This is a genomic window from Streptomyces arenae (genome assembly GCF_022343545.1).
Classification (GTDB): domain Bacteria; phylum Actinomycetota; class Actinomycetes; order Streptomycetales; family Streptomycetaceae; genus Streptomyces; species Streptomyces humi.
In genome coordinates this window covers 256,541-280,703 of sequence record NZ_JAKQYH010000018.1, presented here as the reverse complement: position 1 = coordinate 280,703, position 24,163 = coordinate 256,541, and the positions used below count along the sequence as shown (strand labels likewise).

17 protein-coding genes and 1 tRNA gene are annotated in these 24,163 nt (G+C 69.3%); 9 read left to right on the top strand and 9 right to left on the bottom strand.

Features of this window, described 5'->3' with window-relative positions; translation table 11 throughout:
* The first annotated feature begins 221 nt into the window (after positions 1-221).
* Complete coding sequence (locus MB828_RS10485; RefSeq protein ID WP_301647919.1) at positions 222-4,256, top strand: WD40 repeat domain-containing protein; 4,035 nt, start codon at positions 222-224, stop codon at positions 4,254-4,256.
* Between the two features lie 533 nt (positions 4,257-4,789).
* Here the strand turns inward: MB828_RS10485 and MB828_RS10480 are convergent.
* From MB828_RS10480 to dnaA, 9 genes are all read right to left on the bottom strand, one after another.
* Positions 4,790-4,866: transfer RNA gene (locus MB828_RS10480), tRNA-Ile, on the bottom strand.
* 111 nt (positions 4,867-4,977) lie between these two features.
* Complete coding sequence (locus tag MB828_RS10475) at positions 4,978-5,766, bottom strand: DUF3566 domain-containing protein (RefSeq protein ID WP_133023693.1); 789 nt, start codon at positions 5,764-5,766, stop codon at positions 4,978-4,980.
* A gap of 19 nt (positions 5,767-5,785) precedes the next feature.
* The gene (gene gyrA / locus MB828_RS10470) at positions 5,786-8,380 is read right to left on the bottom strand and encodes a DNA gyrase subunit A (protein WP_301647918.1); all 2,595 of its coding nucleotides are present in this window, start codon (positions 8,378-8,380) and stop codon (positions 5,786-5,788) included.
* A 42-nt stretch (positions 8,381-8,422) separates the two neighbouring features.
* Positions 8,423-10,462 carry a DNA topoisomerase (ATP-hydrolyzing) subunit B gene (gene gyrB, locus MB828_RS10465; protein ID WP_133023959.1) on the bottom strand — a complete coding sequence of 680 codons (2,040 nt, stop codon included), beginning with the start codon at positions 10,460-10,462 and terminating at the stop codon, positions 8,423-8,425.
* A 419-nt stretch (positions 10,463-10,881) separates the two neighbouring features.
* Positions 10,882-11,415, bottom strand: coding sequence for a DUF721 domain-containing protein (locus MB828_RS10460; RefSeq protein ID WP_301647917.1), 534 nt, complete (start codon positions 11,413-11,415; stop codon positions 10,882-10,884).
* Positions 11,412-12,533: a DNA replication/repair protein RecF gene (gene recF, locus MB828_RS10455; protein WP_301647916.1), complete on the bottom strand. Its 1,122-nt coding sequence runs from the start codon at positions 12,531-12,533 to the stop codon at positions 11,412-11,414. The genes MB828_RS10460 and recF overlap by 4 nt, the downstream gene beginning before the upstream one ends.
* Positions 12,534-12,576: 43 nt before the next feature.
* On the bottom strand, positions 12,577-13,452 hold the full coding sequence (gene gnd, locus MB828_RS10450) for a phosphogluconate dehydrogenase (NAD(+)-dependent, decarboxylating) (protein WP_046727618.1): 876 nt from the start codon (positions 13,450-13,452) through the stop codon (positions 12,577-12,579).
* A 186-nt stretch (positions 13,453-13,638) separates the two neighbouring features.
* Positions 13,639-14,769, bottom strand: coding sequence for a DNA polymerase III subunit beta (dnaN, locus tag MB828_RS10445; protein ID WP_046727617.1), 1,131 nt, complete (start codon positions 14,767-14,769; stop codon positions 13,639-13,641).
* A 948-nt stretch (positions 14,770-15,717) separates the two neighbouring features.
* Positions 15,718-17,703: a chromosomal replication initiator protein DnaA gene (gene dnaA, locus MB828_RS10440; RefSeq protein ID WP_301647915.1), complete on the bottom strand. Its 1,986-nt coding sequence runs from the start codon at positions 17,701-17,703 to the stop codon at positions 15,718-15,720.
* Between the two features lie 373 nt (positions 17,704-18,076).
* Here dnaA and rpmH point away from each other — a divergent pair, with 373 nt between their 5' ends.
* The 8 genes from rpmH to MB828_RS10400 all read left to right on the top strand — a co-directional run bounded on the left by rpmH (position 18,077) and on the right by MB828_RS10400 (position 24,100).
* On the top strand, positions 18,077-18,214 hold the full coding sequence (gene rpmH / locus MB828_RS10435; RefSeq protein ID WP_015659252.1) for a 50S ribosomal protein L34: 138 nt from the start codon (positions 18,077-18,079) through the stop codon (positions 18,212-18,214).
* A gap of 20 nt (positions 18,215-18,234) precedes the next feature.
* The gene (gene rnpA / locus MB828_RS10430; protein ID WP_133023698.1) at positions 18,235-18,606 is read left to right on the top strand and encodes a ribonuclease P protein component; all 372 of its coding nucleotides are present in this window, start codon (positions 18,235-18,237) and stop codon (positions 18,604-18,606) included.
* Positions 18,603-18,965 (top strand): membrane protein insertion efficiency factor YidD, encoded by a 363-nt coding sequence (gene yidD / locus MB828_RS10425; RefSeq protein ID WP_301647914.1) that lies wholly within the window; start codon positions 18,603-18,605, stop codon positions 18,963-18,965. Before rnpA ends, yidD begins: the two co-directional genes overlap by 4 nt.
* A gap of 3 nt (positions 18,966-18,968) precedes the next feature.
* Positions 18,969-20,261, top strand: a complete 1,293-nt coding sequence (gene yidC / locus MB828_RS10420) for a membrane protein insertase YidC (RefSeq protein WP_301647913.1) — start codon at positions 18,969-18,971, stop codon at positions 20,259-20,261.
* A 15-nt stretch (positions 20,262-20,276) separates the two neighbouring features.
* The gene (locus tag MB828_RS10415; RefSeq protein WP_133023701.1) at positions 20,277-20,789 is read left to right on the top strand and encodes a protein jag; all 513 of its coding nucleotides are present in this window, start codon (positions 20,277-20,279) and stop codon (positions 20,787-20,789) included.
* Positions 20,790-20,906: 117 nt separating this feature from the next.
* Complete coding sequence (rsmG, locus tag MB828_RS10410; RefSeq protein ID WP_301647912.1) at positions 20,907-21,626, top strand: 16S rRNA (guanine(527)-N(7))-methyltransferase RsmG; 720 nt, start codon at positions 20,907-20,909, stop codon at positions 21,624-21,626.
* 288 nt (positions 21,627-21,914) lie between these two features.
* Positions 21,915-22,988 carry an AAA family ATPase gene (locus tag MB828_RS10405; protein ID WP_133023960.1) on the top strand — a complete coding sequence of 358 codons (1,074 nt, stop codon included), beginning with the start codon at positions 21,915-21,917 and terminating at the stop codon, positions 22,986-22,988.
* A complete protein-coding gene (locus MB828_RS10400) occupies positions 22,985-24,100 on the top strand; it encodes a ParB/RepB/Spo0J family partition protein (protein WP_301647911.1) in 1,116 nt (371 codons plus the stop codon). Before MB828_RS10405 ends, MB828_RS10400 begins: the two co-directional genes overlap by 4 nt.
* The last annotated feature ends 63 nt before the right edge of the window (positions 24,101-24,163 follow it).

Here is a 24,163-nt window from a genome sequence, read left to right as displayed (position 1 = left end):
CGCCGAACGGCGCGGGTGGTGTCGGGCGAAGGTGACCGAGAACGTGCGGTGCCGTGAACTGTCTCAGCCACTGGTGGGCTGGTCGGCCCGTCGGGCGACACCCGATTACCGCGTTGCTGCGGCGAAATCCTGCCAGCCGAGGCCCGGATCTGAGGAGGCCAGGACATCCGGCTCGGGGCTTCGCCGCAGGTCAGCCGTATAAAGTGAGTTTTCCGGTCCGGATGTCCAGCAGCGGGGGAAGTAAGGGGTGGAGCGCCTTGGGTCCCGACGCTGGGGCACGCACAGCCTTCGCGGAACGTCTCGCGTTGCTGTACAGGGAGGCCGGCAATCCTCCGCTCAAACGCGTCGCGGAGGCGGTCGACCGGCTGCATCGCGTGGACGAGCGGGGGCGGCCCGTGCGGGTCTCCGCCCAGCGGATCAGCGACTGGCGGCGGGCGAAGAACGTCCCCGCGCAGTTCGCCGCGCTCTCCGCCGTACTCCACGTCCTCATCCCGCAGGCCCGCCGCTCCCAGCCGGCGCCGGTCTCCTCCGGGCTGTACGACCTGACCCACTGGCAGAAGCTGTGGGAGCGGGCCGTGGCCGACCCGGTCGCCGATCCGCCCGTACCGGAGACGGCCGAGGAGGCCGAGGCACCGCCGGTCGACAGCGTCTGCCCGTACCGCGGTCTGGCCTCCTACCGACGTGAGGACGCCCGCTGGTTCTTCGGCCGGGAACGCAGCACCGACGCCCTGGTCGCCCAGCTCCGCTCGGCACGGACGGCCGGCGGCCTGGTCATGCTGGTCGGCGCCTCGGGCGCGGGAAAGTCCTCACTGCTGAACGCCGGTCTGGTCACCGCGTTGCAGCACGGCGCCCTGAACGGCGACGCAAGCGGCCCCCGCGAGATCCTTCAGCTCGTCCCGGGCGCGGACCCGGTGAAGGAGCTGACCCGCCGGATACCCCAGCTGGCCGAACTCGCGGACCCGGACGACCCGGACGCCGTCCGGGAAGCGGTCAGGAACTGGGCTCGGCAGCCGACCGGCGATGTTTCACGTGAAACCTCCCCCTCGCCTGCCGCCCCGCCCCGTCCGGTCCTGATCGTGGACCAGTTCGAGGAGACCTTCACCCTCTGCGCCGACGAGGCGGACCGGCGCACCTTCGTCCAGCTCCTGCACTCGGCCAGCACTTCCGCCCCTTCCGGCGGGCCGGCCCCCGCCCTGGTCGTCCTCGGTATCCGCGCCGACTTCTACGAGCAGTGCCTCGGCTACCCCGAGCTGGCCGACGCGCTCCAGCACCGGCACATGGTGCTCGGCCCGCTGACCACGGCCGAACTGCGCGAGGCCGTGACCGGTCCGGCCAAGGCGGTGGGCCTGGAACTGGAGTCGGGCCTCGCCGAACTGATCGTCCGTGAGGTGAGCGCCGACGGCCCGCGCGGCGCCCACGACGCCGGTGTCCTGCCGCTCCTCTCCCACGCCCTGCTCGCCACCTGGCAGCGCCGCAAGGGCGGCCGGCTGACCCTGGCCGGCTACCGGGCGGCCGGGGGCATCCAGGGCGCCGTCGCCGCGACCGCCGAACGCGCCTGGTCCGGGCTCGACCCGGCCGCCCGTACCGCCGCCCGACTGCTCCTGCTCCGTCTGGTGCGACTCGGCGAGGACACCCAGGCGACCCGCAGGCGCGGCACCCGCCGCCAGCTGGCCGCCGAATCCACCGACCCGAACAAGACCGAGGAGTCACTCGAAGCCCTGGTCCGGGCCCGGCTGGTGACACTGGACGCGGACACCGTGGAGATCACCCACGAGGCTTTGCTGCACGCGTGGCCCCGGCTGCGGGAGTGGCTGGACGAGGACCGCAACGGCAACCTGCTGCGCCAGCGGCTGGAGGAGGACGGCCGGGCCTGGGACGAGTCACACCACGACTCCGCGCTGCTCTACCGGGGTTCACGGCTCGAGCAGGCCCACGCCTGGGCGAAGTCGGCCGGTGACACCTCTCTGACCCGCAGCGCGGTGGAGTTCCTGGCGGCCTCGGTCCGGCTGCGCCGGCGCACGGTCTGGCTCAGCCGGGCCGCGGTGTCGGCACTGGTCGTGCTCGCGTTACTGGCCGCGGGTTCCGCGGTGATCGCCCGGCAGCAGCGGGACGACGCGGTGTTCGAGCAGGTGATCGCGGAGGCCGACCGGTTCCAGTACTCGGACCCGTCGCTCTCCGCCCAGCTGGACCTGGTCGCGCACGGCCTGCGCCGGGACGACGAGGGCGCCGGCAACCGCCTGATATCGATCGTGAACGCGCCCCTGGCCACACCTCTCCTCGGCCACACCGGCGCCGTCTACCTGACCTCCTTCAGCCCCGACGGCAAGCTCCTGGCCACCGCCGCCTACGACCGCACGGTCCGGCTGTGGGACGTCAGCGATCCGACCCGGCCCGAACCCCTGGGCGAGCCACTGCGCGGCCACACCAGCTGGGTCTCCAGCGCGGTCTTCAGCCCGGACGGCCGCACTCTGGCCAGTGCCGGAGACGACGGCACCGTACGCCTGTGGGACGTCTCCGACCCGACCCACCCCACCGCCCTGGCCGCCCCTCTGACCGGCCACGACGGAACCATCTACCTGGCCGCGTTCAGCCCGGACGGCCGTACCCTGGCCACCGCCGACGAGGACCGCACCGTACGCCTGTGGGACGTGCACGACCCACGCCGTCCGGCCTCGCTGGGCACCCTCACCGGCCACACCGAGGCCGTCCGCTCCATCGCGTTCAGCCCGGACGGCCACACGCTCGCGGCCGGCAGCGACGACAACTCGATCCTGCTCTACGACGTGTCCGACCCACGGCATCCCGGACACGTCGGCGCTCCGCTGCTCGGACACTCCATGACCGTGCACTCGGTGGCCTTCAGCCCGGACGGCCGGACCCTGGCCAGCGGCAGCAAGGACGACACCGTACGGCTGTGGGACGTCTCCGACCCGGCTCACGCCAAGGCCCTCGGCGGTCCGCTCACCGGCCACACCGGGCCCGTCTGGTCGGTGGCCTTCAGTCCCGACGGCTCCATGCTCGCGGCGGGCAGCGCGGACTCCACGGCCAGCCTGTGGAACGTCGACAACCCGGCGTTCCCCTCCCAGGTGGGCGAGCCGCTCGCGGGCAGCAGCGGCGAGATGTACGCCGTCGGCTGGAGCCCGGATGGCCACACCCTCGCCACCGGCAGCGGTGACGGCAAGGTGCGGCTCTGGTCGGTCCCGGGAGCGGACATGATCGGCGAGTCGGGGACGTTCAGCCCGGACGGACGGGTCCTGGCCACCGGGGGCGGCGACAGCCGGATGCGGCTGTGGAACATCTCGGACCCGGCCCGGCCCACGGCGCTCGGCGAGCCGTTCCGGACCGGGTGGCGGGATCTTCGCTCGATGGTGTTCACCCGCGACGGCCGCACCCTGGTCATCCTGACCGGCGAGAACAACGTCAACTGGGTGCAGCTGTGGAACGTCTCCGACCCCGCGCACCCCGCGCAGTACGGCAGACCGGTCCGGCTGGACACCCGCTACGCGGGCGCCGAGGCGCTGGCCCTGAGCCCCGACGGGCACACCGTGGCCGCCGACTACGACGACCGCACGGTGCAGCTCCTGGACATCTCCGACCCGGCCCGGCCCAGGCGCGTCGGCGAGCCCCTCAGGGGCCACACCGGGTATGTCAACGCGCTCGTCTTCAGCCCGGACGGCAGGACCCTGGCCAGCGGCAGCGCGGACGGCACGGTCCGCCTGTGGGACGTCTCCGACCCGGTCTCGGCCAGGTCCCTGGGCAGCCCCCTCACGGGACACCTGGGCCCGGTCAACACCCTGGCCTACAGCCCCGACGGGCACACCCTGGCCAGCGGCAGCGACGACGACACGGTCCGGCTCTGGGGCGTCTCCGACCCGGAGCACGCGAGGCGGCTGGGCGCGGTTCTCACCGGTCACACCGAGGCCGTGGTCTCCCTGACCTTCAGCCGGGACGGCAGGACCCTGGCCAGCGGCGGCAACGACAACACGGTCCGCCTGTGGAACGTCTCCGCCCCCGCCTCCGCCCACCCCATCGGGCAGTCGATGAGCCCCAACGCCAAGACCGGCAACTTCCTCTCCTTCGGCCCGCAGAGCGACATGCTGGGCGTCTCCAGCGGCGCCGACACGGTCCGCCTGTGGAGCCTGGACGTCGACGAGGCGGTCACCCGTATCTGCTCGGCCACCCGCAACGTGCTCACCCCGGCCAGATGGCGCGAGTACCTCCCCCGCCTCACCTACGACCCACCCTGCGACGACTGATCCGCCCACATATCAGACCGTCTCTGAGTGATCCCGATCACAACTGCTCACGACGGCTGAGAAGTTGACTCCCACCGCACAGGCCACCTTGTTACGCTGGCCACAGCCCGATCGCTGGTGCATCCCCCGTCGCCAGCGGTCGGGTTCTTCCATGCCCTCTCCACCCCTACAGGCCCCACAAGGGCTGTCTCATATCGCCCAGCCGTCGGAGGGCGAGAAGGACGGGGCAAAGGCGCTGGCGGGGAAGGGCAGTAGAGTCTCGCGGACCGGGGAGGTGAACCATGGCGGCGCTTTTCTGTTCCGCTGTCGTGGTCGGCGTCGCGTTGACAGCTTTCGCGGTCCTGCGGGAGCACGGAACGCGGCTTGCGAAGACGGCTTCCTGGTGGTGTCTGGCAGTCGCCGCGCTCCCCGGACTGGGACTCATCGGGGTCGTTCTCCAAGTGATCTTCGGATCGTGAGACTGGTGCGGGGCTACGACGCGCGCCTGATGGCGTCAAAAGACCCCCGGACCGATGGTCCGGGGGTCTTTTAGCTGGTGGGGCTAACAGGATTTGAACCTGTGGCCTCATCCTTATCAGGGATGCGCTCTAACCAACTGAGCTATAGCCCCGCCGCGCTTTGCGGTGTGTGTCCCGCGCGCTGACTCCTGAAGATTAGCGCACGACCGGGGCAGTCCCAAAATCGGTTGTCGGGGGACCGACAGGAGAGGTTTGAACCCCGGTCACTCGTCCTCGGCCAAGGTCAGCTCGACGCCGCCGACGAAACCCGCAGAGAGGTTGTAGATGAACGCGCCGAGCGTCGCCAGCGCCGTCGCGAGGACGACGTCGATGACCGCGATGATCGCCGTGAACATCAGGACGTGCGGCAGGGACAGGAACGACTGGAGGTCGAAGCCGTTCGACTCGTTGGATCCGGTCGCCTCCGAGATCGTGCCGCCGACCGTGGAGAACACGCCCATCGCGTCCAGCACCATCCACAGCACCGCGGCCGCCACGATCGAGCAGATGCCCAGCGCGATGGAGAGCAGGAAGCTGACCTTCATCACCGACCACGGGTCGGCCTTGGCGACCCGCAGCCGGGCCTTGCGGGTGCGCGGCGCGGTGCGCGCGCCGGCGCCGGTACGAGGCCGTCGTACCGCCCCCGTGGGCGTCTGCGCGGCCTCCGCCGGGTAGGCCTGCGGCGGGTGGTAAGGCCCGGCGGGCTGCTCCTGGCGGCGCTCCCCGGGCAACGGGGAAGGGGCCTGCTGCTGTGCGGTCGCCGGCTGGGCGCCCGGCGTCCCCGGTGCACCCGGGCCTCGGCTGTCGGTCACGGTTCCCCCCTGGGTTCCCTGCGCGTCCGGACCGGGCCCCTTGGCGGGCGCCTTGATCGCCTTCAGCTGGGTGGTGTGCGTGTCCGCCGGCTGCGGCTGCGGCGCGCCGCCCCCGCCGGACGCGGCGGAGCCACGGCCGCCGCCGTCCGCATCCGTACCCGTAGAGGTACCGGCCGATCCGGCGCCCGTGGCTCCGCTCACGATGACTCACTCCTCGTGCCTACTCGGCCGAGGGCGCCTCACCCTCGTCCGTGCCGCTGGTCGCGACACCCTCGGCGGACTCGTCCACGGCGTCCACGCCGTCGACTTCCTCCGCCTCGCTGCCGGCCTCGGCGTTACGTGCGATACCGACGACGGCATCGCGCTTGCCCAGGTTGATCAGTTGGACGCCCATGGTGTCACGGCCCGTCTCCCTGACCCCGCTGACTCGCGTACGAATCACACCGCCGGACAGGGTGATGGCGAGGATCTCGTCGTTCTCCTCGACGATCAGCGCGCCGACCAGCGAACCGCGGTCCTCCACGATCTTGGCGGCCTTGATGCCGAGGCCGCCGCGGCCCTGGACGCGGTACTCGTCGACACGGGTCCGCTTCGCGTACCCCCCGTCGGTGGCAGTGAACACGAACGTACCGGGTCGAACAACATTCATCGACAGAAGTTCATCGTCCGCGCGGAAACTCATGCCCTTGACACCGGAGGTGGCCCGGCCCATGGGACGCAGAGTGTCGTCGGAGGCGGTGAACCGGATCGACTGTGCCTTCTTGCTGATCAGAAGCAGATCATCGTCTGCCGAGACCAGTTCGGCACCGATCAGTTCGTCATCGGAACCGTCCTCGCGCTCCCGCAGGTTGATCGCGATGACACCGCCGGAGCGGGGCGAATCGTAATCCTTCAGAGGCGTCTTCTTGACCAGACCGGCCTTGGTGGCGAGCACCAGGTAGTCCGCCGCGTCGTAGTCGCGGATCGCGAGGATCTCGGCGATCGCCTCGTCCGGCTGGAAGGCCAGCAGGTTCGCCACGTGCTGACCGCGCGCGTCCCGGCCGGCGTCCGGCAGCTCGTACGCCTTCGCCCGGTACACCCGGCCCTTGTTGGTGAAGAACAGCAGCCAGTGGTGCGTGGTCGAGACGAAGAAGTGGTCGACGATGTCGTCTTCCTTCAGCTTCGTGCCGCGCACGCCCTTGCCGCCGCGCTTCTGCGCCCGGTAGTCGACGGTCTTGGTGCGCTTGACGTAGCCGCCGCGCGAGACCGTGACGACGATGTCCTCCTCGGCGATCAGGTCCTCGATGGACATGTCACCGTCGTAGGGCACCAGCATGGTCTTGCGGTCGTCACCGAACTTCTCCACGAGTGCGGCGAGCTCGGCGCTGACGATGGCACGCTGACGCTCCGGCGAGGCCAGGATCGCGTTGTACTCGGTGATCTTCGCCTGGAGTTCGTCGTGCTCCTGAATGATCTTCTGGCGCTCCAGGGCGGCCAGCCGGCGCAGCTGCATCTCGAGGATGGCGTTGGCCTGGATCTCGTCGATCTCCAGGAGGCCCATCAGGCCCGTACGCGCGATGTCGACCGTCTCACTGGCCCGGATGAGCGCGATGACCTCGTCGATGGCGTCCAGCGCCTTCAGCAGACCGCGCAGGATGTGGGCGCGCTCCTCGGCCTTGCGCAGCCGGAAGCGCGTCCGGCGGACGATGACCTCGATCTGGTGCGTCACCCAGTGCCGGATGAACGCGTCCAGCGACAGCGTGCGCGGCACGCCGTCGACCAGCGCCAGCATGTTGGCGCCGAAGTTGGACTGGAGGTCGGTGTGCTTGTACAGGTTGTTCAGGACGACCTTGGCGACCGCGTCCCGCTTCAGCACGATGACCAGGCGCTGGCCGGTACGCGAGGAGGTCTCGTCGCGGACGTCGGCGATGCCGCCGACCTTGCCGTCCTTCACCAGGTCGGCGATCTTCTGCGCGAGATTGTCGGGGTTGGTCTGGTACGGCAGCTCCGTGACCACCAGGCACTGGCGGTTCTGGATCTCCTCGACCTCGACGACCGCACGCATGGTGATCGAGCCGCGGCCCGTGCGGTACGCCTCCTCGATGCCCTTGCGGCCGACGACCAGCGCGCCGGTCGGGAAGTCGGGGCCCTTGATGCGCTCGATCAGCGCGTCCAGGAGCTCCTCGTGCGAGGCATCCGGATTCTCCAGGTACCACTGGGCACCGGCCGCGACCTCGCGCAGGTTGTGCGGCGGGATGTTGGTCGCCATGCCGACCGCGATACCGGCGGAGCCGTTGATCAGCAGGTTCGGGAAGCGGGCCGGCAGGACGGTCGGCTCCTGGGAGCGGCCGTCGTAGTTGTCCGTGAAGTCGACGGTCTCCTCGTCGATGTCGCGGACCATCTCCATCGACAGCGGCGCCAGCTTGCACTCGGTGTACCGCATGGCGGCCGCCGGGTCGTTGCCCGGAGAGCCGAAGTTGCCGTTGGAGTCGACCAGCGGCATCCGCATCGACCACGGCTGGGCGAGTCGCACCAGGGCGTCGTAGATCGAGGAGTCGCCGTGCGGGTGGTAGTTGCCCATGACGTCACCGACGACACGGGCGCACTTGTAGAAGCCGCGCTCGGGGCGGTAGCCGCCGTCGTACATCGCGTACAGGACGCGGCGGTGCACGGGCTTGAGTCCGTCGCGGACGTCGGGCAGCGCGCGGGACACGATGACGGACATCGCGTAGTCCAGGTATGAGCGCTGCATCTCCGTCTCGAGCCCGACGGGCTCGACGCGCATCGCCAGTTCGCCACCCTCTGCAGGGGTGACAGGAGTGTTCTCGTCGGCCATGGCTGGTGAAGATCCTTCCTGGTGCGGTCAGCTGAGACCGACTCAGATGTCGAGGAAGCGGACGTCCTTGGCGTTGCGCTGGATGAACGCGCGGCGGGCTTCGACGTCCTCGCCCATCAGGACCGAGAACAGGTCGTCGGCCTGGGCGGCGTCGTCGAGGGTGACCTGGCCGAGGACCCGGTGCTCCTGGTCCATGGTGGTCACACGCAGTTCCTCGGCGTTCATCTCGCCGAGACCCTTGAAGCGCTGGATCGAGTCCTCGCGGACGCGCTTGCCGCGCTGCCGGCCCAGCTCCAGAAGGGCGTCGCGCTCGCGGTCCGAGTAGGCGTACTCGACGTCGTCCCGGCCCCACTTGATCTTGTACAGCGGCGGGCGGGAGAGGTACACGTGCCCGGCCTCGACGAGCGGCCGCATGAAGCGGAACAGGAAGGTCAGCAGCAGGGTGGAGATGTGCTGGCCGTCGACGTCGGCGTCCGCCATCAAGATGATCTTGTGATAGCGGAGCTTCTCGATGTCGAAGTCCTCGTGCACACCCGTGCCGAACGCCGAGATCAGCGCCTGGATCTCCTGGTTCTGCAGGATCTTGTCGATCCGCGCCTTCTCGACGTTGAGGATCTTGCCCCGGATCGGGAGGATCGCCTGGTACTGCGGGTTTCGGCCGGACTTGGCCGAGCCGCCGGCGGAGTCACCCTCGACGATGAAGATCTCGCACTTGGTGGGGTCGTTCGACTGGCAGTCCGAGAGCTTGCCCGGCAGCGACGCGCTCTCCAGGAGGCCCTTGCGACGGGTGAGGTCACGCGCCTTGCGGGCCGCCACGCGCGCGGTGGCCGCCTGGATGCCCTTGCGGATGATGTCCGCGGCCTCGACCGGGTTGCGGTCCAGCCAGTCGTTCAGGTGCTCGTAGACCGCCTTCTGCACGAAGGTCTTGGCCTCCGTGTTGCCCAGCTTGGTCTTCGTCTGGCCCTCGAACTGCGGCTCGCTCAGCTTGACCGAGATGATCGCGGTCAGACCCTCGCGGATGTCGTCACCGGTGAGGTTGTCGTCCTTCTCCCGGAGCAGCTTCTTGTCGCGCGCGTACTTGTTGATCAGCGACGTCAGCGCGGCGCGGAAGCCCTCCTCGTGGGTACCGCCCTCATGCGTGTGGATGATGTTGGCGAACGAGTACACACCCTCGCTGTAGCCGCTGTTCCACTGCATGGCGACCTCGAGGGACAGGCTCTTGTCCCGGTCCTCGGCCTCCAGGTCGATCACCGTCGGGTGCACCACGTCCCCCTTGCGGGAGTTGAGGTACTTCACGAAGTCGACGATGCCGCCCTCGTAGTGGTAGGTGACCGTCTTGACCTCGGGCTTCTCGTCCGCACCGGCCTCGTCCGCGCCGGCCACGGCCTTCGCCGACTCACGCTCGTCGGTGAGCCGGATCGTCAGGCCCTTGTTGAGGAACGCCATCTCCTGGAAGCGCCGCGACAGCGTCTCGAAGGAGTACTCGGTGGTCTCGAAGATGTCCGGGTCCGCCCAGAACGTGACCGAGGTGCCGGTCTCGCTCGTCTCCTCGTGCTGCGCCAGCGGAGCCGTCGGGACGCCCAGCTTGTAGTCCTGCGTCCAGCGGTGGCCGTCGGTGCGGATCTCGACCGAGACCCGGGACGACAGGGCGTTCACGACGGAGACGCCGACGCCGTGCAGACCACCGGAGACCGCATAGCCGCCGCCGCCGAACTTGCCGCCCGCGTGCAGCACGGTCAGCACGACCTCGACGGCCGGCTTGCCCTCGGACGCCACGATGCCGACCGGGATGCCACGGCCGTTGTCGACGACGCGCACGCCGCCGTCGGCCAGGATCGTCACGTCGATGGTGTCCGCGTGGCCCGCCAGAGCCTCGTCGACGGAGTTGTCCACGACCTCGTACACAAGGTGGTGCAGACCGCGCTCGCCGGTGGAGCCGATGTACATACCGGGTCGCTTGCGGACCGCGTCCAGCCCTTCGAGGACGGTGATGGCGCTGGCGTCGTACGAGGCGGTGACCTCACCGTTCGCGCCGGCGTCGGTGGACGGGATGTTCTCGTTGGGGTTGCCGGAATCGGCCACGAAGCGCCCTTTCTGGCACTGGCACAGCACGAGCCGGGCTCCTGGGGATACCCCCGCGAGGAGGGCTGCCGGAGCGGCTGCGGCATGTTGCGTTGGTAAGCCTTGATCAGCGTTGCTCAGCTTTTCCCGGGCGGTCCCCAGGTTCGGGGCGGGATTGTCTCCCAGTCTACCGGTAGCGCCGACAGTGATGGGGGTTTGCCGGTACCTGAGTCCGCATGTGCCGCCCTGAACCCGCCTCCGCCGACTCCCGATATACGGATGGGGGCTCCAAGGGGCTCACGGAGGCACCCAGCGCTTCCGGCTGTCAACCCTTGGCTACTCCGGGGTCAGGTCGCGATTCGCAACCGCGTGCGGTTGTACGACCATCAGCCGGGACGGCCCTACGAGGGCACCGCACCCGGCTGTGAGCGTGACGCAAGTCACCCGTAGGTATCGCCGGGCCCGGTGCTCCCGGGGGCCCGCAGCGGGCCGTAGCGGCGGACTGGACCACCCGGATTCAGCACCTTGATCAGGCGGACCGTGCCGTGCCCCAGATCCTCGTTCAGCCGCGCGACCAACGCGGGCGCGAGATGACGCAGCTGGGTCGCCCAGGCCGTCGAGTCGCACTGCACCACCAGCACCCGCTCGTCCTCGTCGTACCGCTGCGGCACACAGTGCTTGGCCAGGTCCTCGCCGACGATCTGCGGCCAACGCCCCATCACACCGCCGACCGCCGCCGGCGTCTCCCAGCCCCGCTCGGTGATCAACCGGTTGATGGCGGATCCGAGCGCCATGGGGTCACGGCCGTCGGCGCGCGCGCCGGAGCGCAGACCACCGCGCCGCGCCTGCTTCTTCTGCTGCGCCGCGTCGCCACGCGCGCGTGCCGCCTCCTTCGCCGCCCTGAGCGCCACCCGCGCCAGGTCGACACCGGAGGGCTCCTGCCGGTCCCCGGAAGCGGGCCCGTCGGTGCTCATACCCGCTCCACCGTCCCGTCGGCCACCGTGTACCGCGCACCGGTGAGCAGGTGCGGCACGTCGTCGTCCACCGCGGCCGTCACCAGCACCTGCTCGCCGGGCGCGACCAGCTCGGCCAGCCGCTCCCGGCGCCTGGCGTCCAGCTCGGCGAACACGTCGTCGAGCACCAGCACCGGCTCGTTGCCCTCGGCGCGCAGCAGGTCGTACGACGCGAGGCGCAGCGCCAGCGCGTACGACCAGGACTCACCGTGCGAGGCGTACCCCTTCGCGGGCAGCTGCCCCAGCTTGAGGACCAGGTCTTCGCGGTGCGGACCCACCAGGGTCACCCCCCGCTCGATCTCCTGCTTGCGGGCGTCCGCGAGAGCCGCCATCAGCTGGGCGTACAGCTCCTCGCGCGCGTGCGCCTCACCGGGCGCCGACGGCTTGTACTCCAGCGCCACCGGGCCGCCGCCGGGCGCCAGCTGCTCGTACGCCTTGTCGGCGAGCGGCTGGATCGCCGCGATCAGGTCCAGCCGCTGGGCCAGCAGCTCGGCACCGGCCCGCGCGAGATGCTGGTCCCACACGTCGAGCGTCGACAGGTCCATGGAACGCCCGCCGTGCCGCCGGGCCAGGGCCGCCGACTTCAGCAGGGTGTTCCGCTGCTTGAGGACCCGCTCGTAGTCCGACCGCACCCCGGCCATCCGCGGGGAGCGGGCCGTGATCAGCTCGTCGAGGAAACGACGGCGCTCACCGGGGTCACCCTTGACCAGCGCGAGGTCCTCGGGCGCGAACAGCACGGTCCGTACGATGCCCAGCACGTCCCGGGGCCTGACCTGCGAGGACCTGTTGATGCGGGCGCGGTTCGACTTGCCCGGGTTCAGCTCCAGCTCGACCAGCTGCTGCCGGTCGCCCTGTCTGACCTGCGCTCGGATGATCGCGCGCTCGGCACCCATGCGGATCAGGGGCGCGTCGGTGGCCACCCGGTGACTGCCGAGGGTGGCGAGATAACCGACGGCCTCGACCAGGTTGGTCTTGCCCTGGCCGTTGGGGCCGACGAAGGCGGTGACGCCCGGATCGAGCGGGACCTCGACCCGGGCATAGGAGCGGAAGTCGGCCAGCGACAGATGCGTGACGTGCATGGGTGTTTCGCCGACCTCCCCGTGACCTGCTACTTCTTCTTCTCTACTTCGCCTCTACGGCGTGGCCGCCGAACTGGTTGCGCAGCGCGGCGATCATCTTCATCTGCGGCGAGTCCTCCTGCCGGGACGCGAACCGCGCGAACAACGAGGCGGTGATCGCGGGCAGCGGCACCGCGTTGTCTATCGCGGCCTCCACCGTCCACCGGCCCTCGCCGGAGTCCTGCGCGAAACCCTTCAGCCGGTCCAGGTGCTCGTCCTCGTCGAGGGCGTTGACCGCGAGGTCGAGCAGCCAGGAACGGATGACCGTGCCCTCCTGCCAGGAGCGGAAGACCTCGCGCACGTCCGTGACGGAGTCCACCTTCTCCAGCAGCTCCCAGCCCTCAGCGTAGGCCTGCATCATCGCGTACTCGATGCCGTTGTGGACCATCTTCGCGAAGTGGCCCGCGCCGACCTTCCCGGCGTGCACCGAACCGAAGTCGCCCTCCGGCTTCAGCGCGTCGAAGACCGGCCGGACCTTCTCGACGTGCTCGGCGTCGCCGCCGTACATCAACGCGTAGCCGTTCTCCAGGCCCCAGACACCGCCGGAGACCCCGCAGTCGACGAAGCCGATGCCCTTGGCCGCCAGCTCCTCGGCGTGCCGCTCGTCGTCCGTCCAGCGGGAGTTGCCGCCGTCGACGACCACGTCACCGGGCTCCAGGAGCGCGGCCAGCTCGTCCACGGTGGACTGGGTCGGCGCCCCGGCCGGGACCATCACCCACACCACGCGGGGCCCGCTGAGCTTGCCCACAAGCTCTTCCAGGCTGTGGACGTCGGCGAGGTCCGGGTTGCGGTCGTATCCGACGACGGTGTGGCCCGCGCGGCGGATCCGCTCGCGCATGTTGCCGCCCATCTTGCCGAGGCCGACGAGACCGAGCTCCATCAGTTGGTTCCTTAGGTTGCGGTGGGGCAGGAGAGGCACTTTCGTGCCGCGCCCGAGCCTAATCCCGGTCCTTTGCGCACAGTTGTGGGCATAGGCGCTCACCTGGGGCGACCCGCGGTGACCCACCACGCCACGGTGCCGGGTACCCACAGGGGGCACCCGGCACCGTGCACAGCTGTGGACAACTCAGCCGCTGAGTCGCACCGGCATGATCAGGTACTTGTAGGCCTCGTCCGCCTCGGCGTCCAGCGCCGGCTTGCCGCTGAGCAGCGCGGGCTTCGTGGACGTCGTGAACGACAGCTGGGCGACCGGCGAGTCGATCGCGCTCAGGCCGTCGAGCAGGAACGTCGGGTTGAAGGCGATCGAGATGTCGTCGCCGTCCAGCTGGGCGTCCACCCTTTCCACAGCCTGTGCGTCGTCGCTGGAACCGGCCTCCAGGATGAGCACCCCCTGCTCGAAGCTGAGCCGCACCGGGGTGTTCCGCTCGGCGACCAGGGCGACGCGCTTGACGGCCTCCACGAAGGGGGCGGTCTCGATCACGGCGACGGAGTTGAACTCGGTCGGGAAGAGCGTGCGGTACTTCGGCAGGTCGCCCTCGAGCAGCCGCGTGGTCGTACGACGGCCGGCACCCTCGAAACCGATCAGGCCCTCGCCCGCACCCGAGCCGGACAGGGCCAGGATGACGCTGTCGCCGCTCGTGAGGGCCTTGGCGGTGTCCAGGAGGGTCTTGGCGGGCACCAGGGCGACCGCGGAGGCCTCCGGGTTCTCCGGCTTCCACAGGAACTCACGGACCGCGAAGCGGTAGCGGTCGGTGGAGGCCAGGGTGACCGTGTCGCCCTCGATCTCGATGCGCACACCGGTGAGCACCGGCAGCGTGTCGTCACGGCCGGCGGCGATGGCCACCTGGGAGACGGCGGAGGCGAAGACCTCGCCGGGGACCGTGCCCGTGGCGTTCGGCATCTGCGGCAGCGAGGGGTACTCCTCCACCGGCAGCGTGTGCAGCGTGAACCGCGAGGATCCACAGACCACCGTCGCCCGTACACCGTCTGTGGAAATCTCCACCGGCCGGTTGGGGAGCGCACGGCAGATGTCGGCGAGCAGCCGGCCGGAGACCAGGACCGTGCCCTCCTCGTCGACCTCGGTCTCGACGCTGACCCGCGCGGAGACCTCGTAGTCGAAGCTGGACAGGCTCAGCTGGCCGTCCTCGGCCTTCAGGAGCAGGCCCGCGAGGACCGGCGCCGGCGGACGGGCCGGGAGGCTGCGTGCCGCCCAGGCGACTGCCTCCGCGAGTACGTCGCGTTCCACCCGGATCTTCACCGTAAGCCCGCCTCCTGCTGTTGCCGGGGCTTCTCGCCCTGCTGCGTCTTCGTCGTCTGTCCCGGTGTCGCCGGCCCCGGGGAGGGGAAGAACACCGGGGACCAGTCTGACGCACCGCACTGACAGCTGGTGCCTCTCGGGGTCAAGTCGTGACGAGGCGCGGTCGGCGGCCGAAGGGCGAGTTGTGCACAGGGCCCCCTTCGAAACGGATTCCGAGCTCTCTCTAGTTGTCAGTAGTAGTAGGGGCTGTGGATACCGTGGATAACCTCGTTTGCCCAGCTCAGGGCCGAGATTTTGTCCACTGCCCCTGTGGAGGGCACCGGTGGACAACTTGCCCTCTCTGTGGAGAACAGAAAGTTCTGCACACACCGTGCACAGGCCGGGTGGACTTCTCCCCAGCCCCGTCCCCAGCTTTGCGTACCTTTCCCACAGGCCGACCCGGCACCTTCATGTGACGCCTTTCACTCGACCCGGTGAGCGGGCGCGTCACGTTGCCGAACAGTGGACAGCCGTGTGGAGAAGCTGGGGAATGCTGGGGACAACTGCCCCTCAGCCTGTGGGCTACCGGTGGACAACTTCATGCACAGCCTGTGGAAGCTTTCGTCGTCCACAAGCTGTGGAGATCCGTCGTCCACGATTCCACAGCCCCCTGAGCTGCCCCGACGCCCTCCCGGCCCTCAGCCTGTGGACGACGTTCGGGACAACTTCACAGTCCCCAGGGTGTGGACGCAAGAAAGTCAGCAAATCTGTGGAGGACGGCCGTAACCAGGCCGTTAATCGAACAGCGAGCCTCGCGGCAGCGCCCCGTCAGTGGCGCGGGGAACTGCGCGACCAGCCCCCACGGACCCGCAGCAGACCACTCCCGAAGCGCCCGCGGACAGCAAAAGGCGCCCCTGGGATCCCTCCCAAGGGCGCTCTGGACGCCGTAGAACCGTCGCCCTGTTACCGCTACCCGTTCTTGATGCGGTTCGTCAGCTCCGTCACCTGGTTGTAGATCGACCGCCGCTCCGCCATCAGCGCCCGGATCTTCCGGTCGGCGTGCATCACGGTCGTGTGGTCGCGGTTGCCGAACTGCGCCCCGATCTTCGGCAGCGACAGATCCGTCAGCTCCCGGCACAGGTACATGGCGATCTGCCGTGCCGTGACCAGCTGCCGGCCCCGCGAGCTGCCGCACAGGTCCTCGACGGTGAGGCCGAAGTAGTCGGCGGTCGACGCCATGATGGCCGTCGCGGTGATCTCGGGCGTCGTGTCCTGTCCGCCCGGGATCAGGTCCTTGAGGACGATCTCCGTCAGCCCGAGGTCGACCGGCTGCCGGTTGAGCGACGCGAACGCCGTCACGCGGATCAGCGCGCCCTCGAGTTCACGGATGTTGCGGGAGATGCGGGAGGCGATGAACTCCAGTACCTCCGGCGGGGCGTTCAGCTGCTCCTGCACCGCCTTCTTGCGGAGGATCGCGATCCGCGTCTCCAGCTCCGGCGGCTGCACGTCGGTGATCAGACCCCACTCGAAACGGTTCCGCAGCCGGTCCTCCAGGGTCACCAGCTGCTTGGGCGGCCGGTCGCTGGACAGCACGATCTGCTTGTTCGCGTTGTGGAGCGTGTTGAAGGTGTGGAAGAACTCCTCCTGCGTCGACTCCTTGTCCGCGAGGAACTGGATGTCGTCGACGAGCAGGATGTCCATCTCGCGGTAGCGCTTGCGGAAGCTGTCGCCCTTGCCGTCGCGGATCGAGTTGATGAACTCGTTGGTGAACTCCTCCGAGCTCACGTACCGCACGCGCGTGCCGGGGTAGAGGCTGCGCGCGTAGTGCCCGATCGCGTGCAGCAGGTGCGTCTTGCCGAGCCCCGACTCCCCGTAGATGAAGAGCGGGTTGTAGGCCTTCGCGGGCGCCTCGGCGACGGCGACCGCGGCCGCGTGGGCGAAGCGGTTGGACGCGCCGATGACGAACGTGTCGAAGAGGTACTTGGGGTTCAGCCGGGCGGTCGGCTCGCCGGGGCCCGTGGCAGGTGCGGGCTTGGCGCCCAGCGGGCCGGGCGCGCCGCCGCCCGCCGGCAGGTCCGGGCGTCCGGTGCCGCCGCGGTGGCCCTGGCCCGGCCCGCCCGAGGGGCCGGACGGCTCACGGCGCCCGGCGTCCCGCTGGTCGTAGTCGGGGCGCTCGTAGTCCGACCGGTCGTAGTCGCCGCGCTCGTAGTCGGGGCGGTCGTAGTCCGGGCGGTCGTACTCGGGGCGGGGCGGTTCGTACTCGGCGCGCTGCTTCTCGTACGGCGGCCGGTCCATCGGCTGCTGCGGGCGGTACTCCTGGGCGTAGGAGTCGCCGTAGCCGTCCGAGCGGTAGGAGTCCTGGGCCGGTGAGGCATAGGGGTCGCGCTCGGGGAAGCCGAGCCGCGGCTGCTGCCAGCTGTACTCGTCCTGTCCAGGGCGCGGCCAGGCGCCGGGTTCGGGGCGCTGGTACTCGGAGGGGTAGGCCGGACGGGCGGTCGGCAGCTGGTCGCGCCCGGCGTCCCGGCCGCCGTCGCGGCCACCCTGGTCGGGGAGCGGCTCGGGCCGGTGCTCGGCGCGGTGCCGGCCGTACCCGCCGTCGTACTGCGGTGCCGACGGAAGCTCGGGCTCCTCGTAGCGCTGTGTCTGGAGGGGAGGCGCCGGCGGGGCCGGGGGCTCGCCCGCGGACTCGTCCACGGTGATCGCGATCCGGATCGGGCGGCCGCACTCCCGGCTCAGGCTCTCGCTGACGATCGGCGCGAGACGGCCTTCCAGTACGTTCTTCGCGAATTCGTTCGGTACGGCGAGCAGGGCGGTGTCCGCGACCAGCGCGAGCGGCTGGCAGCGCCGGATCCAGTGCTCGTCCTTCGTCTCCACACCCTGACCGCGGCCCTCACCGAGGAGCTGCTCCAGTACTCGTGGCCACACTGCGGCAAGATCGGCAGGTACGTCAGCCACAGGGCACGCTCTCTCACAGGTCCCACGAACGTGTGGTTCGAGGACGGGTCGGGATGAAAATCAGGTCGGGCGGGGATAAAGGAACGAATCGGAGTTCAGCCACGGTAGTCAGCGTGGCGGCTGCGGTTCAAGTTGTTGTCCCCAGCCTGTGGATAGTGTCTCTCCGTCACTGCTGGTTTGACCGAATGGCGTAGCCCCGCGTACCGTAACCAGGTCGAGTTGTCGATGGCTGCTGCCGCCTGCCTCCGATGGGCACAGATCGCTGAAGGTGATCGGGAAGCGGTGCACTCGGGCGTGATACGAGCTACTCGTGGGCGCACGGTGACAGCCAGGACGGCACCCGCCACACCGATTTGATTTCTGGAGCCCCCGAGTGAGCAAGCGCACCTTCCAGCCGAACAACCGTCGTCGCGCCAAGACCCACGGCTTCCGCCTGCGGATGCGCACCCGTGCCGGCCGCGCGATTCTCGCGAACCGTCGTGCAAAGGGTCGCGCCAGCCTGTCCGCCTGATCTGATCAGGTCATGACGTCGTGCTGCCTTCCGAGCATCGGCTGAGGCGGCGCGAGGACTTCGCGACCGCGGTACGACGGGGGCGCCGGGCCGGCCGCCCGTCCCTCGTCGTCCACTTTCGTAGCGGTGCCACGGACCCGCACGCGCCTGGGGAGAGCGCTCCCCCGACGCGTGCGGGTTTCGTCGTGAGCAAGGCTGTGGGTGGTGCGGTCGTGCGCAACACAGTGAAGCGCAGACTTCGCCATCTGATGCGTGACCGAGTCGCCCTTTTTCCCCCCGGTAGCCTGGTAGTCGTACGAGCGCTGCCCGGAGCGGGCGACGCCGACCACGCACAGCTGGCCCGAGACCTGGACGCCGCCGTCGAGCGGCTGCTGGGAGGGGGCGCGCGATGAAGTACCCGCTGCTGGCTCTGATCAAGCTGTACCAGTGGACGATCAGTCCGCTGCTCGGACCGGTGTGCAAGTACTACCCGTCGTGCTCCCACTACGGCTACACGGCCATCGACCGGCACGGTGCGATCAAGGGAACGGCACTGACCGCCTGGCGCATCCTGCGGTGCAACCCGTGGTCGCTCGGCGGTGTGGACCATGTTCCGCCGCGCAAGCGCCCGCGGTGGCACGAAATGCTGCGTGACGCCTGGCGTGCACGCAGGGGCGGGGAATCCGCCGCCTCGGCCACCGAAGAGAAGCCTCTCACCGAGCGCTCTTCGAGCCCGGCCGCAGAGACCTCGTCCCATGCCCAAGGAGCATGATTAGTGGACACGATTGCCAGCCTCTTCAGCTTCATCACGACACCCGTCTCATGGGTCATCGTCCAGTTCCACTCCGTGTACGGGAAGATCTTCGGTCCTGACACGGGCTGGGCCTGGGGCTTGTCCATCGTGTCCCTGGTGATCCTGATCCGCATCTGCCTGATCCCGCTCTTCGTGAAGCAGATCAAGGCGACCCGGGCCATGCAGACGCTCCAGCCCGAGATGAAGAAGATCCAGGAGCGCTACAAGAACGACAAGCAGCGCCAGTCCGAAGAGATGATGAAGCTGTACAAGGAGTCGGGTACGAACCCGCTCTCCTCGTGCCTTCCCATCCTGGCGCAGTCGCCGTTCTTCTTCGCTCTGTACCACGTGCTCAACGGCATCGCGTCGAACCAGACCATCGGCGTGATCAACGAGTCCTTGCTGGCCAGTGCCCAGAAGGCGCACATCTTCGGGGCACCGCTCGCCGCGAAGTTCACGGACGGTTCCGCGAAGGTCGAGGCGCTCGGTGCCTCTCTCACCGACGTCCGGGTCGTCACCGCGATCATGATCGTCCTGATGTCGGCGTCGCAGTTCTACACGCAGCGCCAGCTGATGACGAAGAACGTCGACACCACGGTCAAGACGCCGTTCATGCAGCAGCAGAAGATGCTGATGTACGTCTTCCCGGTCATGTTCGCCGTCTTCGGCATCAACTTCCCGGTCGGTGTCCTCGTCTACTGGCTGACCACCAACGTGTGGACCATGGGTCAGCAGATGTACGTCATCCGCAACAACCCGACCCCGGGTTCCAAGGCTCAGGCCGCCTACCTGGAGCGCCTCACCAAGCACGTCACGCACCACGGCAAGACCCGTCGGCGCAGCGAGCGCACCATCATCAAGGCCATCGTCGCCAAGGGCCGCGACCGCAACGAGTCCGAGCGCAAGTTCGTCAACGCCCTGACCAAGGCGGGTCTCGTGGCCCAGGCCGACGGCAGCGTGGTGAAGGGCGAGGCCCAGGCCCTGGCGCAGACCGAGGACGGCGTCGTGACCAGCGGTGCCGCCAGGCGTCAGCAGCCCAAGCGCCAGTCCAAGGCCCAGCGTCAGTCCGGTGGCCCGAAGGCGGCCGGCGACTCCACGGCCGATGAGTCCGACGCATCGGAGAAGACGACCTCGCTGGAGAAGTCCGACGAGCCGCAGGACGCCAAGCCGGCCGCCCCGCAGCCCCCGAAGGCCGGCTCCAACGGCCGCAGCAGGGCCCAGTCCGGTCAGCGCAAGGGCGGTCCGCAGCGCCCCAAGTCCCCGTCCAAGAAGTAAGAAGGAGCCCATCCCGTGACGGAAGGCACCACCTCCGCCGCTGCCGAGGGTGCAGACACCCTCACCCGCCTGGAGCAGGAAGGCGAGATCGCGGCGGACTACCTCGAAGGTCTGCTGGACATCGCCGACCTCGACGGCGACATCGACATGGATGTCGAAGCCGACCGCGCCTCCGTGTCGATCATCAGCGACGCGGGCGGCCGCGACCTGCAGAAGCTGGTCGGCCGTGACGGGGAGGTGCTGGAGGCGCTCCAGGAGCTGACCCGTCTGGCCGTGCACCGGGAGACCGGTGACCGCAGCCGGCTGATGCTCGACATCGCGGGCTACCGGGCCACGAAGCGCGCCGAGCTCTCCGAACTGGGTGCCAAGGCAGCCGCCGAGGTGAAGAGCACCGGCGAGCCCGTGAAGCTCAAGCCGATGACCCCGTTCGAGCGCAAGGTCGTGCACGACGCGGTCAAGTCCGCCGGACTGCGCAGCGAGTCGGAGGGCGAGGAGCCGCAGCGGTTCGTCGTCGTGCTGCCCGCCTGATCGGTCCCCCCGCTTTACCGGCCCCGTCTGTCCGCAGACGGGGCCGAACTTTGTCAGCCTGGTAGTTCTTGGTGACCGGTGCGCGGAGCACCGGCGCTGTACGGAAGGACGGTCCCCGTGACGGAGGCTGCGGAGCTCCCCCCGGCGCCTGAACAGGCGCGGGAAGTGTTCGGCGAGCGCTTCGCCGATGCGGTCCGCTACGCGGAGCTGCTCGCCGAGGCAGGCGTGCAGCGTGGTCTGATCGGCCCACGGGAAGTACCCCGCCTGTGGGAGCGGCACCTGCTGAACTGTGCGGTGCTCTCGGAGGCCGTCCCCGAAGGGGTGACGGTGTGCGATGTGGGCTCCGGTGCCGGTCTGCCGGGCATTCCCCTGGCGCTGGTCCGTGAGGACCTCAACATCACCCTGCTGGAGCCGCTGCTGCGGCGTACCAACTTCCTGACCGAGGTCGTCGAGCTGCTCGGCCTGGATCATGTGACCGTGGTCCGTGGCCGTGCCGAGGAGGTCATGGGCACGCTGCCGCCGGTGCATGTGGTGACGGCCCGTGCCGTGGCGCCGCTGGACCGGTTGGCCACCTGGGGGATTCCACTGCTGCGTCCCTACGGCGAGATGCTGGCCCTGAAGGGGGACACGGCGGAGGAGGAGCTGAAGGCCGCGGCGACCGCTCTGACCAAGCTCGGTGCGGTCTCCACGTCCGTCCTCCAGGTGGGTGAGGGAGTGGTGGACCCGCTGTCGACCGTCGTCCGGGTGGAGGTCGGGGAGAGCCCCGGAGGCGTGCGCTTCGCGGCCAAACGGGCGAAGGCGGCTCGTACGGGACGGGCTCGCCGCCGACGCGGATGACAGTGAGACGTACTCCACACAAGCTGCCAAACCTACGTCCGACGGAGTGTCGCGGCTTTTCGGCCCTGCGGGCTGTGCATCGTGTTTCACGTGAAACGTCGTTCCTTGCTGCACGGCATCATCGGCCGGGGTCGCGCTGCGGCCGAACCGCGTGATCGAAAGCCCCTCGGTTCCCTGGGAGGGGGCCCCGCTGGTGACACTCCGTCCTCCCCGCGGGGCACGGAGTTGTCCACAGAGGTGGATTTCTCCACAGAACAACAGGCCTCACTGGTTCACGACCCCGAAGACATGGGAGGCTCTGTTCATTGCGAGCCTGAAGTCGAGGAGAGTGAATCCTTGCGGTCCGACGCCAACATCGCGGGACCGATGACCGATCCGGTCCCCGGTCCCCGTACCGAGTCGCTGGGGGCGGATGTTTCACGTGAAACACCGCCTCCGATGGACGACACTCCCATCGGTCGTGCTGCCCAACTCGCGGTGGAGGCACTGGGCCGCGCCGGCGAAGGTCTGCCACGTCCGGAGCAGACCAGAGTCATCGTGGTCGCCAACCAGAAGGGGGGCGTGGGCAAGACGACGACCACCGTCAACCTTGCCGCGTCACTGGCCCTGCACGGCGGTCGCGTCCTCGTGATCGACCTCGACCCTCAGGGCAATGCCTCCACGGCGCTCGGGATCGACCACCACGCCGAAGTTCCGTCCATCTACGATGTGTTGGTCGAGAGCAAGCCGCTGGCCGAGGTGGTCCAGCCGGTGGTGGACGTCGAAGGTCTCTTCTGCGCTCCCGCCACGATCGATCTCGCCGGTGCGGAGATCGAGCTGGTGTCCCTGGTGGCACGGGAGAGCCGGCTTCAGCGGGCGATCCTGGCCTACGAGCAGCCGCTGGACTACATCCTCATCGACTGCCCGCCCTCGCTCGGGCTGCTGACGGTCAACGCGCTCGTCGCGGGCGCCGAGGTCCTCATTCCGATCCAGTGCGAGTACTACGCGCTGGAGGGGCTGGGGCAGCTGCTGCGCAATGTCGACCTGGTACGGGGGCACCTCAACCCCAACCTTCATGTGTCGACCATCCTGCTCACCATGTACGACGGCCGGACGCGTCTCGCTTCCCAGGTCGCGGACGAGGTGCGCAGCCACTTCGGCGACGAGGTGCTGCGGACGAGCATTCCCCGCTCGGTCCGTATCTCCGAGGCGCCGAGCTACGGGCAGACGGTACTGACCTACGATCCTGGATCGAGCGGTGCCCTCTCCTATCTTGAGGCGGCACGAGAGATCGCGCTGAGGGGCGCGGGGGTCAGCTATGACCCGACGCAGGCCCATATCGGCGCAGGGACCAACCCGAACATGGTGGAGGGGATTCAGTGAGCGACCGACGGAGGATTGGCCTGGGCCGTGGTCTGGGCGCACTGATCCCTGCCGCCCCGACCGAACGTACCCCCGCGCAGACCGCGGTGGAGGGCGGCGCAGCCGCATCCCCTGCCGCGGCGCCGGGGCTGACCGACCGCGGGGTCGCGGCCGCCAAGGTGACCACCCTGCCCCCTGTGGTGCAGGAGACCGAGGAGCCCTCGGTGTTCGGCACAGCCCCGGAGGCTCTCGCGCCTCCGATGGGTGCCCACTTCGCGGAGATCCCCCTCGACGAGATCACCCCGAACCCGCGTCAGCCGCGTGAGGTGTTCGACGAGGACGCCCTGCAGGAGCTGGTCACCTCCATCCAGGAGGTCGGTCTCCTCCAGCCCGTGGTCGTACGGCAGTTGGGTCCGGCGCGCTATGAGCTCATCATGGGTGAGCGGCGCTGGCGGGCCTGCCGTGAGGCCGGCCTGGAGGCGATCCCGGCGATCGTCCGGGCGACGGACGACGAGAAGCTCCTGCTGGACGCGCTGCTGGAGAACCTTCACCGTGCCCAGCTGAACCCGCTGGAAGAGGCGGCCGCCTACGACCAGTTGCTGAAGGACTTCAACTGCACGCATGACCAGCTGGCCGACCGGATCGGGCGCTCGCGTCCGCAGGTCTCCAACACGCTGCGGCTCCTGAAGCTGTCGCCGTCGGTTCAGCGCAGGGTCGCCGCGGGAGTCCTGTCGGCCGGTCACGCCCGGGCGCTGCTCTCCGTCGACGACTCGGAGGAGCAGGACCGGCTGGCTCACCGGATCGTCGCCGAGGGTCTCTCGGTGCGGGCCGTCGAGGAGATCGTGACCCTGATGGGCTCGCGGCCCCAGACGACGACCCGGGCCAAGGGTCCGCGGGCCGGCGCCCGGGTCTCTCCGGCGCTGACCGATCTCGCCACTCGGCTTTCGGACCGGTTCGAGACACGGGTGAAGGTCGACCTCGGTCAGAAGAAGGGCAAGATCACCGTCGAGTTCGCGTCGATGGAGGATCTGGAGCGGATCCTCGGCACGCTCGCCCCGGGCGAGGGGCCGGTCCTCCACCACGGGCTCCAGGACGGCGACACCGCGGGCACCGGGGAGGAGCCCGAGGACTGACCCTCGCGGGTGTTTTCCGTCCGGTCGGCGTTCTGTCGAGACCTGGTCGTTCAGAGAGCGGAT